This window comes from Ruegeria sp. BHSA191, from assembly GCF_059613325.1.
This window is the reverse complement of sequence record NZ_JBXWSH010000012.1, coordinates 59523-73177: the sequence shown is the minus strand read 5'-3', so window position 1 is coordinate 73177 and position 13655 is coordinate 59523. Positions and strand designations below refer to the sequence as shown.

The 13655-nt window shown below is 64.1% G+C and carries 16 protein-coding genes; 14 read left to right on the top strand and 2 right to left on the bottom strand.

The features are described 5' to 3' along the window. Positions 1 to 2 precede the first annotated feature (2 nt). The 7 genes from AC2FNS_RS12695 (at position 3) to AC2FNS_RS12665 (ending at position 4918) form a co-directional block, all read left to right on the top strand. Positions 3 to 161 (top strand): hypothetical protein, encoded by a 159-nt coding sequence (locus AC2FNS_RS12695; RefSeq protein ID WP_496711973.1) that lies wholly within the window; start codon positions 3 to 5, stop codon positions 159 to 161. Next, positions 158 to 463 carry an urease subunit beta gene (locus tag AC2FNS_RS12690; RefSeq protein ID WP_496711972.1) on the top strand — a complete coding sequence of 102 codons (306 nt, stop codon included), beginning with the start codon at positions 158 to 160 and terminating at the stop codon, positions 461 to 463. The genes AC2FNS_RS12695 and AC2FNS_RS12690 overlap by 4 nt, the downstream gene beginning before the upstream one ends. Continuing rightward, a complete protein-coding gene (gene ureC / locus AC2FNS_RS12685) occupies positions 463 to 2172 on the top strand; it encodes an urease subunit alpha (RefSeq protein ID WP_496797671.1) in 1710 nt (569 codons plus the stop codon). Before AC2FNS_RS12690 ends, ureC begins: the two co-directional genes overlap by 1 nt. 15 nt (positions 2173 to 2187) lie before the next feature. Then, positions 2188 to 2634 (top strand): urease accessory protein UreE, encoded by a 447-nt coding sequence (locus tag AC2FNS_RS12680; protein ID WP_496711970.1) that lies wholly within the window; start codon positions 2188 to 2190, stop codon positions 2632 to 2634. After that, positions 2618 to 3271, top strand: a complete 654-nt coding sequence (locus AC2FNS_RS12675; protein WP_496711969.1) for an urease accessory protein UreF — start codon at positions 2618 to 2620, stop codon at positions 3269 to 3271. Before AC2FNS_RS12680 ends, AC2FNS_RS12675 begins: the two co-directional genes overlap by 17 nt. After that, a complete protein-coding gene (ureG, locus tag AC2FNS_RS12670; protein WP_496684218.1) occupies positions 3268 to 3903 on the top strand; it encodes an urease accessory protein UreG in 636 nt (211 codons plus the stop codon). The genes AC2FNS_RS12675 and ureG overlap by 4 nt, the downstream gene beginning before the upstream one ends. Before the next feature lie 175 nt (positions 3904 to 4078). Continuing rightward, positions 4079 to 4918 carry an EamA family transporter gene (locus AC2FNS_RS12665; RefSeq protein WP_496797673.1) on the top strand — a complete coding sequence of 280 codons (840 nt, stop codon included), beginning with the start codon at positions 4079 to 4081 and terminating at the stop codon, positions 4916 to 4918. Positions 4919 to 4927: 9 nt separating this feature from the next. Here the strand turns inward: AC2FNS_RS12665 and AC2FNS_RS12660 are convergent, their stop codons facing one another. After that, positions 4928 to 5545 (bottom strand): TetR/AcrR family transcriptional regulator C-terminal domain-containing protein, encoded by a 618-nt coding sequence (locus AC2FNS_RS12660; RefSeq protein ID WP_490362398.1) that lies wholly within the window; start codon positions 5543 to 5545, stop codon positions 4928 to 4930. 127 nt (positions 5546 to 5672) lie between these two features. Between AC2FNS_RS12660 and mbfA the strand changes: the two genes are divergently transcribed. From mbfA to AC2FNS_RS12630, 6 genes are all read left to right on the top strand, one after another. Continuing rightward, on the top strand, positions 5673 to 6647 hold the full coding sequence (gene mbfA / locus AC2FNS_RS12655) for an iron exporter MbfA (protein WP_496711967.1): 975 nt from the start codon (positions 5673 to 5675) through the stop codon (positions 6645 to 6647). 43 nt (positions 6648 to 6690) lie between these two features. Next, positions 6691 to 7620, top strand: a complete 930-nt coding sequence (locus AC2FNS_RS12650; RefSeq protein ID WP_496685499.1) for an AEC family transporter — start codon at positions 6691 to 6693, stop codon at positions 7618 to 7620. A gap of 97 nt (positions 7621 to 7717) precedes the next feature. After that, complete coding sequence (fghA, locus tag AC2FNS_RS12645) at positions 7718 to 8551, top strand: S-formylglutathione hydrolase (protein WP_496711966.1); 834 nt, start codon at positions 7718 to 7720, stop codon at positions 8549 to 8551. Between the two features lie 3 nt (positions 8552 to 8554). Further along, positions 8555 to 10024 carry a Si-specific NAD(P)(+) transhydrogenase gene (gene sthA, locus AC2FNS_RS12640; protein ID WP_496685496.1) on the top strand — a complete coding sequence of 490 codons (1470 nt, stop codon included), beginning with the start codon at positions 8555 to 8557 and terminating at the stop codon, positions 10022 to 10024. Then, positions 10021 to 10476, top strand: coding sequence for a YaiI/YqxD family protein (locus AC2FNS_RS12635; RefSeq protein WP_496803875.1), 456 nt, complete (start codon positions 10021 to 10023; stop codon positions 10474 to 10476). Before sthA ends, AC2FNS_RS12635 begins: the two co-directional genes overlap by 4 nt. Positions 10477 to 10549: 73 nt before the next feature. Next, positions 10550 to 11170 carry an HAD family hydrolase gene (locus AC2FNS_RS12630; protein WP_496711965.1) on the top strand — a complete coding sequence of 207 codons (621 nt, stop codon included), beginning with the start codon at positions 10550 to 10552 and terminating at the stop codon, positions 11168 to 11170. Between the two features lie 2 nt (positions 11171 to 11172). On the opposite strand, the gene AC2FNS_RS12625 is transcribed toward AC2FNS_RS12630, so the two are convergent. Then, the gene (locus AC2FNS_RS12625) at positions 11173 to 12414 is read right to left on the bottom strand and encodes an MFS transporter (RefSeq protein WP_496685489.1); all 1242 of its coding nucleotides are present in this window, start codon (positions 12412 to 12414) and stop codon (positions 11173 to 11175) included. A 145-nt stretch (positions 12415 to 12559) separates the two neighbouring features. On the opposite strand from AC2FNS_RS12625, the gene zapE reads away from it, so the two are divergent. Next, positions 12560 to 13618 carry a cell division protein ZapE gene (gene zapE, locus AC2FNS_RS12620; RefSeq protein ID WP_496711963.1) on the top strand — a complete coding sequence of 353 codons (1059 nt, stop codon included), beginning with the start codon at positions 12560 to 12562 and terminating at the stop codon, positions 13616 to 13618. Positions 13619 to 13655: the final 37 nt, after the last annotated feature.

Below are 13655 nucleotides of genomic sequence, written 5' to 3'. Positions count from 1 at the left end.
CGATGAAATACCTGGCTTCCCTGCCCTTCGCCCTGATGGCCGCACCCGCGCTGGCGCATGACGGGCCACACCTGCACCCGCATGACTCGGGCCCCTGGCTGGTGCTGGTCCTGCTGCTGGCGATCGGCGGCGTCGCGATCTGGCTGAAGGCGCGCAAATGATCCCCGGAGAGGTCATCACCGCCCCCGGCCAGATCGAGCTGAACGCGGGCGCGACGGCGATCACCCTGATGGTGGCCAATACCGGCGACCGGCCCGTGCAGGTGGGCTCGCACTATCATTTCGCCGAAACCAATCCGGCGCTGGACTTCGACCGGGCCGCCGCCCATGGCATGCGGCTGGACATCGCCGCCGGAACGGCCGTGCGTTTCGAACCCGGCCAGCGGCGCGAAGTGCAGCTGATCCCGATCGGCGGCGCGCGGCGCGTGTTAGGGTTCAACGGCGCAGTCATGGGAGACCTCTGATGCCAGCCCAGATCAAACGTTCCGACTATGCTGCCATGTACGGCCCCACCAAGGGCGACAAGGTGCGGCTGGCGGATACCGACCTGATCATCGAGGTCGAGCGCGACCTGACCACATATGGCGAAGAGGTAAAGTTCGGCGGCGGCAAGGTGATCCGCGATGGCATGGGCCAGTCTCAGGCAACCCGCGCCGAAGGGGCGGTGGACACCGTGATCACCAATGCGCTGATCGTTGACTGGACCGGCATCTACAAGGCGGATGTGGGCCTGAAGGACGGACGCATCGCCCGGATCGGCAAGGCGGGCAACCCCGACACGCAGCCCGGCGTCGATATCATTGTCGGCCCCGGCACCGAGGCCATCGCCGGCGAGGGCCGCATCCTGACCGCCGGCGGGTTCGACAGCCACATCCATTTCATCTGCCCGCAACAGATCGAGGATGCGCTGCATTCCGGCCTGACCACCATGCTGGGCGGCGGCACCGGCCCGGCGCATGGCACGCTAGCCACTACCTGCACGCCCGGCCCTTGGCATATCGGGCGCATGCTGCAGGCGGCCGACGCCTTTCCGATGAACCTGGCCTTTGCGGGCAAGGGCAACGCCTCGCAGCCGGCTGCTCTGCGCGAACAGGTCCTGGCCGGGGCCTGCGCCCTGAAGCTGCACGAGGACTGGGGCACCACTCCAGCCGCCATCGACTGCTGCCTGTCGGTGGCCGACGAGATGGACGTGCAGGTGATGATCCACACCGATACGCTGAACGAAAGCGGATTCGTCGAAAACACCGTGGCCGCCATGAAAGGCCGCACGATCCACGCCTTCCACACCGAGGGCGCGGGCGGTGGCCACGCCCCCGACATCATCAAGATCTGCGGCGAAACGCATGTGCTGCCCTCCTCGACCAACCCGACCCGGCCCTTTACGGTGAACACGGTCGAAGAGCATCTGGACATGCTGATGGTCTGCCATCACCTCGACAAATCCATCCCCGAGGACGTGGCCTTTGCCGAGAGCCGCATCCGGCGCGAGACCATCGCGGCCGAGGACATTCTGCACGACATGGGCGCCTTCAGCATCATCGCGTCCGACAGTCAGGCGATGGGCCGCGTGGGTGAGGTGCTGATCCGCACATGGCAGACCGCCGACAAGATGAAGAAACAACGCGGGCGCCTGCCTGAAGAAACGGGCGAAAACGACAATTTCCGCGTGCGCCGCTATATCGCGAAATACACGATCAACCCGGCCATCGCGCACGGGCTGGGTACCCATATCGGCAGCATCGAGGAGGGCAAACGCGCCGATCTGGTGCTGTGGAACCCCGCCTTTTTCGGCGTGAAGCCCGAGATGGTTTTGCTGGGCGGCACCATCGCCTGTGCGCAGATGGGCGATCCGAACGCCTCGATCCCCACGCCTCAGCCGGTCTATTCCCGGCCGATGTGGGGGGCTTATGGCCGCTCGGTCGAGCAGGGCGCGGCGACCTTCGTGTCGGAAGCCGCGCAAGAGGACGGCATCGCCGCGCGTCTGGGCCTAGCCAAGCAGACCGTCGCCGTGCGCAACACCCGCGCGATCGGCAAGCGCGATCTGCGACTGAACGATGCCTTGCCCGAAATCGACGTGAACCCCGAAACCTACGAGGTACGCGCCGACGGTGAATTGCTGACTTGCCAACCCGCCGAAACCCTGCCCATGGCGCAACGCTATTTCCTGTTCTGAAAAGGGATGCCCTCGATGCTTGCCACATCACAGAAAATCCGCCGCAACGGTCAGTGGGACGAAACCCATGGCACCGTGACGCTGAACTACGAAGACCGCTTTCTGCGCCGCCGGATGCTACGCACCACCCAGAACGAGGAGTTCCTGGTGGATCTGTCGCAGACGACCTCGCTGGACGGGGGGGACGCGTTCGAACTGGCCGATGGCCGCCTGATCGAGGTGGTTGCCGCCGAAGAGGACCTGTTCGCCGTCACCGGCCCCGATCTGACTCGGCTTGCCTGGCATATCGGTAACCGCCACACCCCTTGCCAGATCGAGCCCGACCGCCTCATGATCCGCCGCGACCACGTGATCCGCGACATGCTGCTGAAGCTTGGCGCGACGGTCCAGGACATCCGCGCACCCTTCAGCCCCGAAGGCGGCGCATATGGGCACGGGCGGACGCATGGCCACAGCCACTGACCTTGATCTGCTGACGCTGACGCAGTGGCTGTCACCCGCCTACCCTGTCGGGGCTTTTGCCTATTCGCACGGTCTGGAACGTCTGGTTCAATCGGGCGCGGTGCACGATGCGGCCAGCCTGCGGGATTGGCTGCACGACGTGCTGGAATACGGTGCCGGATGGTCGGATGCCCTGTTTCTGACCGCCGCTTGGCGCGCCAAATCCGAGCTGGCCGTGGCCGAACTTGACGATATGGCCCGCGCCTTCGCCGGCCCCTTCGAGCGCAGGTTCGAGACCGCGCAACAGGGCGCTGCCTTCTGCGGTGTGACGGCAGCGGTCTGGGACATCGAACTGACGGATCTGACCTATCCCGTCGCCGTCGGCTGCGCCGCGCGCTACGCCGGTTTGCCGGTGGAACCGACCGCGCGGCTGTATTTGCATGCGTTCATCAGCAATCTCGTTTCGGCCGCGCAGCGGCTGATGCCCCTCGGCCAGACCGCTGCGCAAGGGGTAGTCCGAGACATGGCGCCCTTGTGCGCACATCAGGCGCACGCGGCGATGGAGGCCGATCTGTCCGCCCTGTCCGGCACCGCCTTTCTGGCCGAGATCGCGGCCATGCAACATGAAACTCAACAACCGAGGATATTCCGCACATGAGCAGCATGAACGGCCCTCTGCGGGTGGGCATCGGCGGCCCGGTCGGTGCGGGCAAGACCAGCCTGACCGCCGCCCTCGCCCGCGCGCTGCGCGACACCCACTCGATCGGGGTGATCACCAATGACATCTACACGCAAGAAGACGCCGAGGCGCTGATGCGCATGCAGATCCTGCCGCAGGACCGGGTGATCGGGGTGGAAACCGGAGGCTGCCCGCATACGGCGATCCGCGAGGATGCCTCGATCAATCTGGCCGCGGTGGCCGAGATGGTGCGCCGTCACCCCGAGGTCGAGATCGTCCTGATCGAATCCGGCGGTGACAACCTGTCGGCCACCTTCAGCCCGGAACTGGCCGATGTGACGATGTATGTGATCGACGTGGCCGCGGGCGAAGAGATCCCCCGCAAGGGTGGCCCCGCGATCACCCGGTCGGACATCCTGATCATCAACAAGATCGACCTTGCCCCGCATGTCGGAGCGGATCTGTCGGTGATGCAGCGCGATGCGGCCCGGATGCGCGGTGATCGGCCATTCGTATTCACCAACCTGCGGAGCGGTAGCGGAACGAGTGAAATCATCGACCTGTTGGACAAGATCGCCGGCATCGACGCCGGACGGCGTGCAACGGCTTAAGACCAGCAACGCGCCTTTGGACTTTTGCTGTTCCAGACTTAGGAACCTTGCGCGCGCAGGCCAATCCGATGTAACCGGAATCGACCACCGGCGCGGCCCCGCTGACAGCCCGGTGCGAGAAAGTTGCAGCCGGGCCGATCCTGCTTGGGGCCGCCCCATCACCTGAGGACTGCCGGTGAGCCCATTCGTCATCGCGATCATTCTGTCGGCTGCCATCCTGCACGCCGTCTGGAACGCCATCGTCAAAACCGCGGGCGACCGGACGACCACGCTGGGCCTTGTGGCCTTCGGGCATGTGATCCCGGCCAGCGTCATGATCCTTATCCTGCCCTTTCCGGGCGGCGAAAGCTTTGTCTACATCCTTTTGTCCACGGTGGTGCATTTCGGCTATTACTACATGCTGGGCAAAGCCTATCAGCATGGGGACCTCAGCGTCGTCTACCCGATCGCGCGGGGCATCGTTCCTGCGTTGGTGGCGCTGTGGGCCTATCTTTTGCTGGATGAGGTTCTGCCCCTGCAAGCCTGGATCGGCATCGGCCTGATCGCGGTCGGCATCCAGCTCAGCAGTTGGAGCTCGCTCCGGCAAGGGGTCGGCGGCGCAGCGCTGGGGTTTGCGGTGGGTACCGGACTTTGCATCTCGGTCTATTCGGTTGTGGATGGCATCGGGGTGCGGCTGTCTGGAAACACGCTCAGCTACTGGGCTTGGGGAGCGTTTTTGCATCTGTTCATCGCCGGATTTGTGGGCCTTCGACGGCGCCAGGTTCTGGCACAGCTTCCGGTGCGCACCTGGGCGATCGGCATCCTGGGCGGTTTCGTATCGATGCTGGCCTATGGGCTGGTGCTCTATGCCAAGAATTTCGCACCGCTGGGGGCGGTCTCGGCGTTGCGGGAAACCTCGGTGATTTTTGCGGCCCTGATCGGCTTCGTCTTCCTGCACGAAGGCTATTGGGTGCGCAGGCTGGGGGCCGCAGTTCTGATGGCGGGCGGTGTGGCGCTGGTTGGGCTGCCGGGTTGAGCCGATCCGTCAGGTGCCGTACCGCGCCATGAACATCTCGACCGCGTTCCTGGCCACTTCGTCGATTTCCTCGTCCGAGAACCGGGTCTGGATCCCCAAGGCCGCCAGCGTCCACAGGCGCACCTTGCACAGTTCGGCGAATTGTTCGGCGGCAAAATGCACGTCATCAATCGCCAGTTCGCCCTTGGCCACGGCTTTTTCCAGGTATTCGGCCATCTGGCGCTGGCCGTTGGCGGGGCCTGCCTCGTAGAACGCCTTGCCCAGTTCGGGAAACCGGTCGCGCTCGGCCACGCAGATGCGGAACACCTGCTGCGCGAAATCCGACACCAGAAACCGGGTCAGATGGGTTGCCGTGATCATCAACGCCTCGCGCACGGGCTTGGTCTCATCGATCATGGCCAACACGTTTTCAGCCATACGGCAGCACTCGGTCTGCGCCACCTCGGAAAACAGAAGCCGCTTGTCGGGGAAATAGCTGTAGAGCGTGGCCTTCGATACGCCCGCCGCGCGTGCGATGTCATCGACGCTGGCGCCTTCGAACCCGTCCGCCATGAAAACCTCACGGGCGCCTTTCAGAACCTGGTCGAATTTCCGTCCGGTACGCACGATGGTGGCGGCTTGGGTCATGGTGTCTCCTTGGCTGGGTGGTGCTGCAAATCTATAAACCGTACAGTTCAGTTTCAACGGTTTTCGACAAGGGTTGAATGCCCGATCGCACCGGATATATTAGAACCATTCTAAAAATGGGGCAGAGATGCGGTTTTTCACCCAACGCAAACACTTCAAGGATCTGACCGAGCAGGAAATCCTCGCGCTTGCGATTTCGTCCGAAGAGGACGACGCGCGAATCTATCGGTCCTATGCGGAAATGCTGCGCCAGGACTATCCGGCGACGGCGAAGATCTTCGACGGCATGGCCGCCGAAGAGGACGAGCACCGCCGTCGCCTGATCGCGTTGCATGAAAAGCGATTCGGCCCGGTCATTCCCCTGATCCGTCGCGAACACGTCGCCGGGTTCTATGCCCGCCGCCCCATATGGCTGGTCGAGAACCTCGGTATCGAGCGCATCCGCGAAGAGGCCGAGATGATGGAGCGCGACGCCGAGCGGTTCTATCTGGCCGCCGCCGCGCGCACGACCGACGCCGCGACCCGTCAGTTGCTGGGCGATCTGGCGGCGGCCGAGGCCGGGCATCAGGCCACGGCAAACGAATTGGAACAGGCCCATCTGGGCCATGACGAGAAAGAGGCCGAGAAGGCCATCGCGCATCGGCAATTCATTCTGACCTGGGTGCAGCCGGGGCTGGCGGGGCTGATGGACGGATCGGTGTCGACCCTGGCGCCAATCTTTGCCACCGCTTTTGCCACCCATGATCCGTGGACGACCTTTCTGGTGGGTCTTGCCGCCTCGGTCGGGGCGGGCATCTCGATGGGCTTCACCGAGGCCGCCTCGGACGATGGCGAGTTGTCGGGCCGTGGCTCGCCGGTCAAGCGCGGGCTGGCCTCGGGGGTGATGACCACGCTGGGCGGGCTGGGCCATGCCCTGCCCTATCTGATTCCGGACTTCTGGACCGCGACGATCATCGCCTTCTTCATCGTGTTCGTCGAATTGTGGGCCATCGCATGGATTCAGAACCGGTACATGGAAACGCCGTTCTTCCGTGCGGCCTTCCAAGTGGTTCTAGGCGGGGCGATGGTACTGGCGGCGGGGATATTGATCGGCAGCGGGTGACACGCGACTTGCGAAGCGGTCAAATCATGTTACCACTTCGCCCATGGTCGATATCTTTCTGCGCACCCTGCCCTTCTTTGCGATCATCGGCCTGGGATACTGGGCCGGGCGAAGCCGGTTCTTCACCGAGGACGCCACGGCCTATCTGACCAAGTTCGTGTTCTACTTCGCGCTGTCGGCGATGCTGTTCCGCTTTGCCGCCACGCTGCCCTTTGCCGAAATCTTCAATGCGCGGCTGATGCTGGGCTATCTGATAGGCACGGCGGGCGTTTACGCGCTGGCGACGCTGGTGGCCTGGCTGCGCGGGCTCGACATCCCCACCGCGGCGGTCGAAGCGCAATGCGCGGCCATCGGCAATGTGGGCTTTCTGGGTCTGCCGATGCTGGCCATGCTGTTTTCCGAGGCCGCCATCGGGCCGGTCATGCTGGTTCTGACGGTCGATCTGGTGGTGTTTTCCTCGCTGATCGTGATCCTGATCAATGGCGGGCGGGATGGTCGGCTGAGCGTCGGGACATTGCGATTGATCGGGCTCGGTTTGCTGAAGAACCCCATGATCGTCTCGATCTCGGCCGGGTTGATCTGGTCGGCCCTGCAGATGCCGGTGCCGGCCCCATTGAACGATTTTCTGACCATTCTGGGCGGCGCCGCCACGCCGGGCGCGCTGTTCGCCATCGGCGCCTCGCTGGCCACCAAATCGGCCGAGCGGGTTCAGATCGCGTTATGGCTCAGCTTTTGCAAACTGGCCGTGCATCCGGCTTGTGTGGCCGTAGTGCTGCTGTGGCTGCTACCGACCGATCCTTTTGCCGCCGCGGTGGCCATTTCCGCTGCCGCCCTGCCCGTGGCCGGGAACGTCTACATGCTGGCAGCGCACTACGGGGTGGCGCCGCACCGGGCCTCGGCGGCAATCTTCTTGTCGACCCTGGTCAGCATTTTGACCATTCCCTTGGTGATCGCCTGGGTCGGGACCCCCTGAAGCAGGACAAAAAAGCCGCGTTCCCGGCCCGCTGCACTTTACGCGGCGTCCCTTGCCCGTTAGCCATGGCGCAAAGCCAACGTAAGGATGATGCCAGATGGAAACCCTTTCCGAGAACGCCTGTTTCGGTGGCGTGCAGGGTGTGTACCGCCACGCTTCAGCGGCGTGCCAGTGCGACATGACTTTTGGCCTGTTCCTACCGGCCGAGGCCAAGGACGGCCCGGTTCCAGTCTTGTGGTATCTGTCGGGACTGACCTGCACCCATGAAAACGCGATGGTCAAGGCGGGCGCGCAGGGCTGGGCCGCAGAACAGGGCATCGCACTGGTCTTCCCCGACACCTCGCCGCGCGGCGAGGGGGTCGCCGACCACGAGGATTACGATCTGGGCCAGGGTGCCGGGTTCTATGTGAACGCCACCCAGACCCCCTGGACCCCGCATTTCAACATGTGGGACTATGTGGCCGACGAGTTGCCCGCGCTGCTGGTCGAAAACTTCGCCATAGACGGCGACCGCCAGGCCATCACCGGACATTCCATGGGCGGCCACGGCGCGCTGACGCTAGCGATGAACCTGCCGGGCCGGTTTCGGTCGGTCTCGGCCTTCGCGCCGATCTCGAACCCCACGGCCAGCGATTGGGGCCGCAAGCAGTTGAACGCCTATCTGGGCGACGACCCGGCCGCCTGGGCCAAACATGACGCGGCGCTGATGATGAAGGAAAAGGGCTTTGACGGCCCAATCCTGATCGATACCGGCACCCACGACCAGTTCATCGACCTGCTGCGCCCCGAGGCCCTGGCCCAAGCCATCGCCAAACGCCGTCAACAGGCGACGGTCCGGCTGCAGCCGGGCTATGATCATTCCTACTTTTTCGTGTCCACCTTCATGGAGGACCACGTCACCTTCCACGCCGAAGCCCTGTACGGAGACTAAGGGATGAGCGAATACGACTATGATCTGATCATCATCGGCTCGGGTCCATCGGGCCGCGCGGCGGCGATTCAGGCGGGCAAGCTGAAACGCAAGGTTCTGGTGGTTGACCGTCGTGACCGTTTGGGCGGCGTGTCGGTGCACACGGGCACGATCCCGTCGAAGACACTCCGCGAAACGGTACTGAACCTGTCTGGCTGGCGCGAGCGCAGCTTTTACGGCCGTTCGTACCGGGTCAAGGACCAGATCCGCGCCGAGGACCTCAAGGCCCGGCTGCACATGACGTTGGACTACGAGGTTGACGTGCTGGAACACCAGTTCAACCGCAACCACGTTGAAACCATGGACGGCGTGGCCCGTTTTGTCGGCCCGCACGAGATCGAGGTCACCGCCGATGCGGGCGACACCACCCGCCTGACGGCCGCGAAATTCCTGATCGCCACCGGCACCAAGACCTATCGCCCCGATTACGTGCCCTTCAACGGCAAGACCATCGTTGATGGCGACGAGTTCCTGGAAATGGCCGAGATCCCGCGCTCGCTCTGCGTGATCGGCGCAGGCGTCATCGGGGTGGAATACGCCACGATGTTCTCGGCGCTCGACGTGCGGGTGACGTTGATCGAACCGCGCGAGACCTTCCTGGATTTCATCGACAAGACCCTCATCCAAGAATTCACCCACCAGATCCGCGAAAACGGGGTGGACCTGCGCCTGGGCTCGGCCGTGGAGAAGATCGAGGACGCCGGCAAGCATGTCGAGGTCACCATGGCCAATGGCCGCCATGTCCGGGCCGAGATGCTGCTGTTTGCGGCGGGCCGCATGGGCAACACCTCAGCGCTGAACCTCGAAGCGGTTGGAATCAAGACCGACCACCGCAACCGCATTTCGGTCGACCGCAAGACCTATCAGACCTCGGTACCGCATATCTATGCCACCGGTGACGTGATCGGCCATCCCTCGCTGGCCTCGACCTCGATGCAGCAGGGCCGCGTGGCCGCATGCCACGCGCTGGACACCCCCACCCTGCCCGAAAGCCCGTGGTTCCCCTATGGCATCTACTCGGTGCCCGAAATCTCGACCTGCGGCATGTCCGAGGAAGAGCTGCAGGAACGCGGCATTCCCTACGAGGTGGGCGTCGCCCGGTTCCGCGAGACCTCGCGCGGGCATATCATGGGGCTCGAGCATGGGATGCTGAAGATGCTGTTCTCGCTGAAAACCCGCCGGGTGCTGGGCGTGCAGATCGTCGGCGAAGGCGCGACCGAGTTGATCCACATCGCCCAGGCGGTGCTGAACCTGAAGGGCACGGTGGACTATTTTGTGCAGAACACCTTCAACTATCCGACCCTGGCCGAGGCCTACAAGATCGCCGGGCTCGACGCCTTCAACCGGATGCCGATCCCGGAAGAGTTCAAGGTGCGCAAACCGGACACGCCCGAGCCAGCAAAGTTGGCGCCCAAAAAGGCCAAGCAGGCGTGACGACCTTGTATGTCGATGGCGACGCCTGCCCGGTGAAGGCCGAGGCCGAACGCGTCGCCACGCGGCACAAGGTGCCGATGGTGGTGGTCGCAAATGGCGGGCTGCGCCCTTCGGCCAATTCGCTGGTTCAGATCGTGACCGTGGCGCAAGGCGCGGACGAGGCCGACAAGTGGATCGCCGAGCGGTGCTGCGCGGGCGACATCGTCATCACCTCGGACATCCCGTTGGCCGCCAGATGCGTCGAGGCCGGCGCGCGGGTGCTGCGCCCCAATGGCGAGGCCTTCACCGCCGCCAATATCGGCCAGCAACTGGCGATGCGCGATCTGATGGCGGATCTGCGCGCCGCCAACCCGCTGGGCGCCAGGGGCGGTGGCAAACCGTTTTCCAAGGCCGACCGGTCGCGGTTTCTGGACGCACTCGAGCGCGAGATGCGCGCCGCCCTGCGGACCTGAGTTTGGCCTTGCATCCCGCCCGGCGGGTTGGTTCAGTCGGCCCCGAACGCAACACAAGCGAACAGGAAATCTCATGCCCGTAGAAGCGGTCGTTTTTGACATCGGCAACGTTCTGATCGAATGGCAGCCCGAGCGGTATTATGACCGCGTGATCGGCGAGGATCGGCGCCGCGAGATGTTCTCGGCCGTCGACCTCCACGGGATGAACGACCTGGTCGATCAGGGGCATCATTTCACCGAAACGATTTATGCCTGGGCCGAGAAACACCCAGAATGGCGCGACGAGATCCGCATGTGGCACGACAACTGGATCGAACTGGCCGCGCCCGAGATCCCGCATTCGGTCCGGCTGCAGCGCGCGCTGCGGGCCAAAGGCGTGCCGGTCTTTGCGCTGACCAATTTCGGGGTGCAGAATTTCGACTATGCCACCACCGTCTATCCGTTCCTGAACGAGTTCGACCGGCACTATGTCTCGGGGCGGATGAAGATGGTGAAACCGCATGCCACGATCTACCAGATGGTCGAACAGGATTGCGGCCTGCCGCCCGAGACGCTGCTGTTCACGGACGACCGGATCGACAACATCGAAACCGCCAGTAGCCGTGGTTGGCAGACCCACCATTTCAACGGTCCGCAGGGCTGGGCCGAAAGGCTGGTGGCCGAAGGTCTGCTGACCCCGGACGAGGCCGCCTGATCCTATGCGGCCGCGGGCTGCGCGGGGCGGTTTTCGCGGATCGGCAGGTGAACGATCGCGCTGAAGGCGCCGACCGCGACCCCGATCCACCAGACGACGGTGTAATCGCCGTAGATGTCATACATCCGGCCGCCCAGCCACACGCCCAGGAACCCTCCGATCTGATGGCTGAGGAACACCACGCCATAAAGCGTGCCCATGTAACGCAGGCCGTAAAGATGCGCCACCAGCCCCGATGTCAGCGGCACCGTCGCCAGCCAAAGCGAGCCCATCACGATCGAGAACACGATCACCGACATGGGCGTGATCGGCAGCAGGATGAAAGCAGCGGCCGCGACGGTACGCGCCGAATAGATCGCAGCCAGCAGGTATTTCTTGGGGAAGTGGTTACCCGCCCACCCGGCCAACAGGGTGCCGCCGATATTGGCCAACCCGACCAGCGAGATCGCCACCGCCCCCAACGCCGAGGTGGTGGTGATGCCCATCGAATGCAGCACGCCACCGGGCTGGATCGGGCCGCACATCTCGGTCACGAAGGCCGGGAAATGCGCGGTGATGAAGGCCAGCTGATACCCGCAGCTGAAAAAACCCAGGAATATCAGCGCATAGGACGGGTCGCGGAAGGCACGGCCCAGGATCTGGCCCATGCTTTCCTCCAACTCGGCCTTGCTGACCTGCGCGGGCGCGCGCATGAAAGGCAGCGTCAGCACAAGGGCCAGAATTGCAATGGCAAAGATGATGAACACCTGCTGCCAGGGCAGGAAGGTCAGCATCCATTCAGCCGTGGGCGCGCCGATCACCTGCCCGAAGCTGCCCGCCGCGGTCACGATCGCCAGCGACATCGAGCGGTTCTGGTCCGTCGAGGCCCGCCCGACCACCGCCAGCACGACGCCAAAGCCTGTGCCCGCGATACCGAAGCCCACCAGCCAGGCATAGAGTTGATGCCCGAAGGGCGTGACGGACCAGGCCGACAGGACCATCCCCGCCGCATAGGTCAGCGCACCAAGAATGATCGCCCGCCGGTCGCCCATCTTTTCGGCGATGGCGGCAAAGATCGGCTGGCCAATACCCCAGGCCAGGTTCTGGATCGCGATGGCCAGCGAGAAATCGGTGCGCAGCCAGCCGAACTCCTCGGCGATCGGAATCTGGAACACGCCGAACGAAGCGCGCACGGCAAAGCTGACCGTGATGATCACGCATCCGACAATCAGCACCGGGTTTAGCAGACGGGCGGTTGGGGTCATGGGGCCTCCGGGTTCAGCCCGCCGACAGTATCCGCTTGGGCTCGCTCGTCAATTCAGGAGTTTTGCGGTCACGATTAACCAAAATTGATGCGTGCCGGAGGATGCCTTCTTTTCAACGGCGCGGGCGGGCGCTATGGCTCGGGCCATGACCGACATGATCTCGTTGTACGAGGCCCGCGTTGCCGATGGCACCCTGAACCGCGACGACGCGCAAGAGGCCGTTCTGCCTCAGTTCGAGCGTATCCGGGCAGCACTGGCCGCGCCGGTGAAACGCGGGCTGTTCCGCAAGGCACTGCCGGCGCCCAAGGGCTTGTACCTGTGGGGCGGGGTGGGGCGCGGCAAGTCCATGTTGATGGACATGTTCGTCGAAACGCTGGGCGATGTTCCGGCCCGGCGCGTCCATTTCCATGCCTTCATGCAGGAAATCCACGCCGGCATGCACCAGGCGCGCGAAACCGGCGTGCAGGATGCGCTGGCGCCGGTGGCGGCCTCAGTCGTGAAATCCGTGCGGCTGCTGGCCTTTGACGAGATGCAGATCACCGACATCACCGACGCGATGATCGTCGGGCGGCTGTTCGACCTGCTACATGCGGGGGGCGTCGTCGTTGTGACCACCTCGAACCGTCATCCCGACGATCTGTACAAGGATGGCCTGAACCGGCAGCTGTTCCTGCCTTTCATCCACCACATCAAGCAGCAGCTCGAAGTGTGGGAGCTGACGTCGCCCACGGATTACCGGCAAAACCGGCTCGAAGGCTCGCCGGTCTATTTCACACCCATCGGACCCGAGGCGCGGGAGAAGATCCGGGCCGTATGGGCCGACCTGTCAGGTGGACCGGCCGAACCATTGACCCTGCACGTCAAGGGGCGCGAGGTGGTGTTGCCTGCGTTTCGCAACGGTGTGGCACGCGCCTCATTCTATGATCTGTGCGGTCGGATGCTGGGGCCGGGGGATTACCTGGCAGTTGCCGAGGCGGTCAAGGTGCTGGTGCTCGAGGACATTCCACGCCTGTCGCGCAACAATTTCAACGAGGCCAAGCGGTTCGTGACCTTGATCGACGCGCTGTACGAGGCGGAAGTGCGGTTGATCTGTTCCGCGGCGGCGGAGCCCGAGATGCTGTACGTCGAGGGCGAGGGAACGTTCGAGTTCGAGCGCACGGCTTCGCGTCTGCGGGAAATGCAAGACAAGGATTGGGGGAAATAGGGGCGCTGCCCCCGTCGCGGCGGGGCCGCGACTCCCC

Coding starts and splice junctions, on each gene's coding strand:
- AC2FNS_RS12695 (WP_496711973.1), top strand. CDS start 3: ATGAAATACCTGGCTTCCCTGCCCTTCGCCCTGATGGCCGCACCCGCG.
- ureG (WP_496684218.1), top strand. CDS start 3,268: ATGAGCAGCATGAACGGCCCTCTGCGGGTGGGCATCGGCGGCCCGGTC.
- AC2FNS_RS12625 (WP_496685489.1), bottom strand. CDS start 12,414: ATGACCCCAACCGCCCGTCTGCTAAACCCGGTGCTGATTGTCGGATGC.
- sthA (WP_496685496.1), top strand. CDS start 8,555: ATGAGCGAATACGACTATGATCTGATCATCATCGGCTCGGGTCCATCG.
- AC2FNS_RS12690 (WP_496711972.1), top strand. CDS start 158: ATGATCCCCGGAGAGGTCATCACCGCCCCCGGCCAGATCGAGCTGAAC.
- mbfA (WP_496711967.1), top strand. CDS start 5,673: ATGCGGTTTTTCACCCAACGCAAACACTTCAAGGATCTGACCGAGCAG.
- AC2FNS_RS12675 (WP_496711969.1), top strand. CDS start 2,618: ATGGCCACAGCCACTGACCTTGATCTGCTGACGCTGACGCAGTGGCTG.
- AC2FNS_RS12630 (WP_496711965.1), top strand. CDS start 10,550: ATGCCCGTAGAAGCGGTCGTTTTTGACATCGGCAACGTTCTGATCGAA.
- zapE (WP_496711963.1), top strand. CDS start 12,560: ATGACCGACATGATCTCGTTGTACGAGGCCCGCGTTGCCGATGGCACC.
- AC2FNS_RS12680 (WP_496711970.1), top strand. CDS start 2,188: ATGCTTGCCACATCACAGAAAATCCGCCGCAACGGTCAGTGGGACGAA.
- ureC (WP_496797671.1), top strand. CDS start 463: ATGCCAGCCCAGATCAAACGTTCCGACTATGCTGCCATGTACGGCCCC.
- fghA (WP_496711966.1), top strand. CDS start 7,718: ATGGAAACCCTTTCCGAGAACGCCTGTTTCGGTGGCGTGCAGGGTGTG.
- AC2FNS_RS12650 (WP_496685499.1), top strand. CDS start 6,691: ATGGTCGATATCTTTCTGCGCACCCTGCCCTTCTTTGCGATCATCGGC.
- AC2FNS_RS12660 (WP_490362398.1), bottom strand. CDS start 5,545: ATGACCCAAGCCGCCACCATCGTGCGTACCGGACGGAAATTCGACCAG.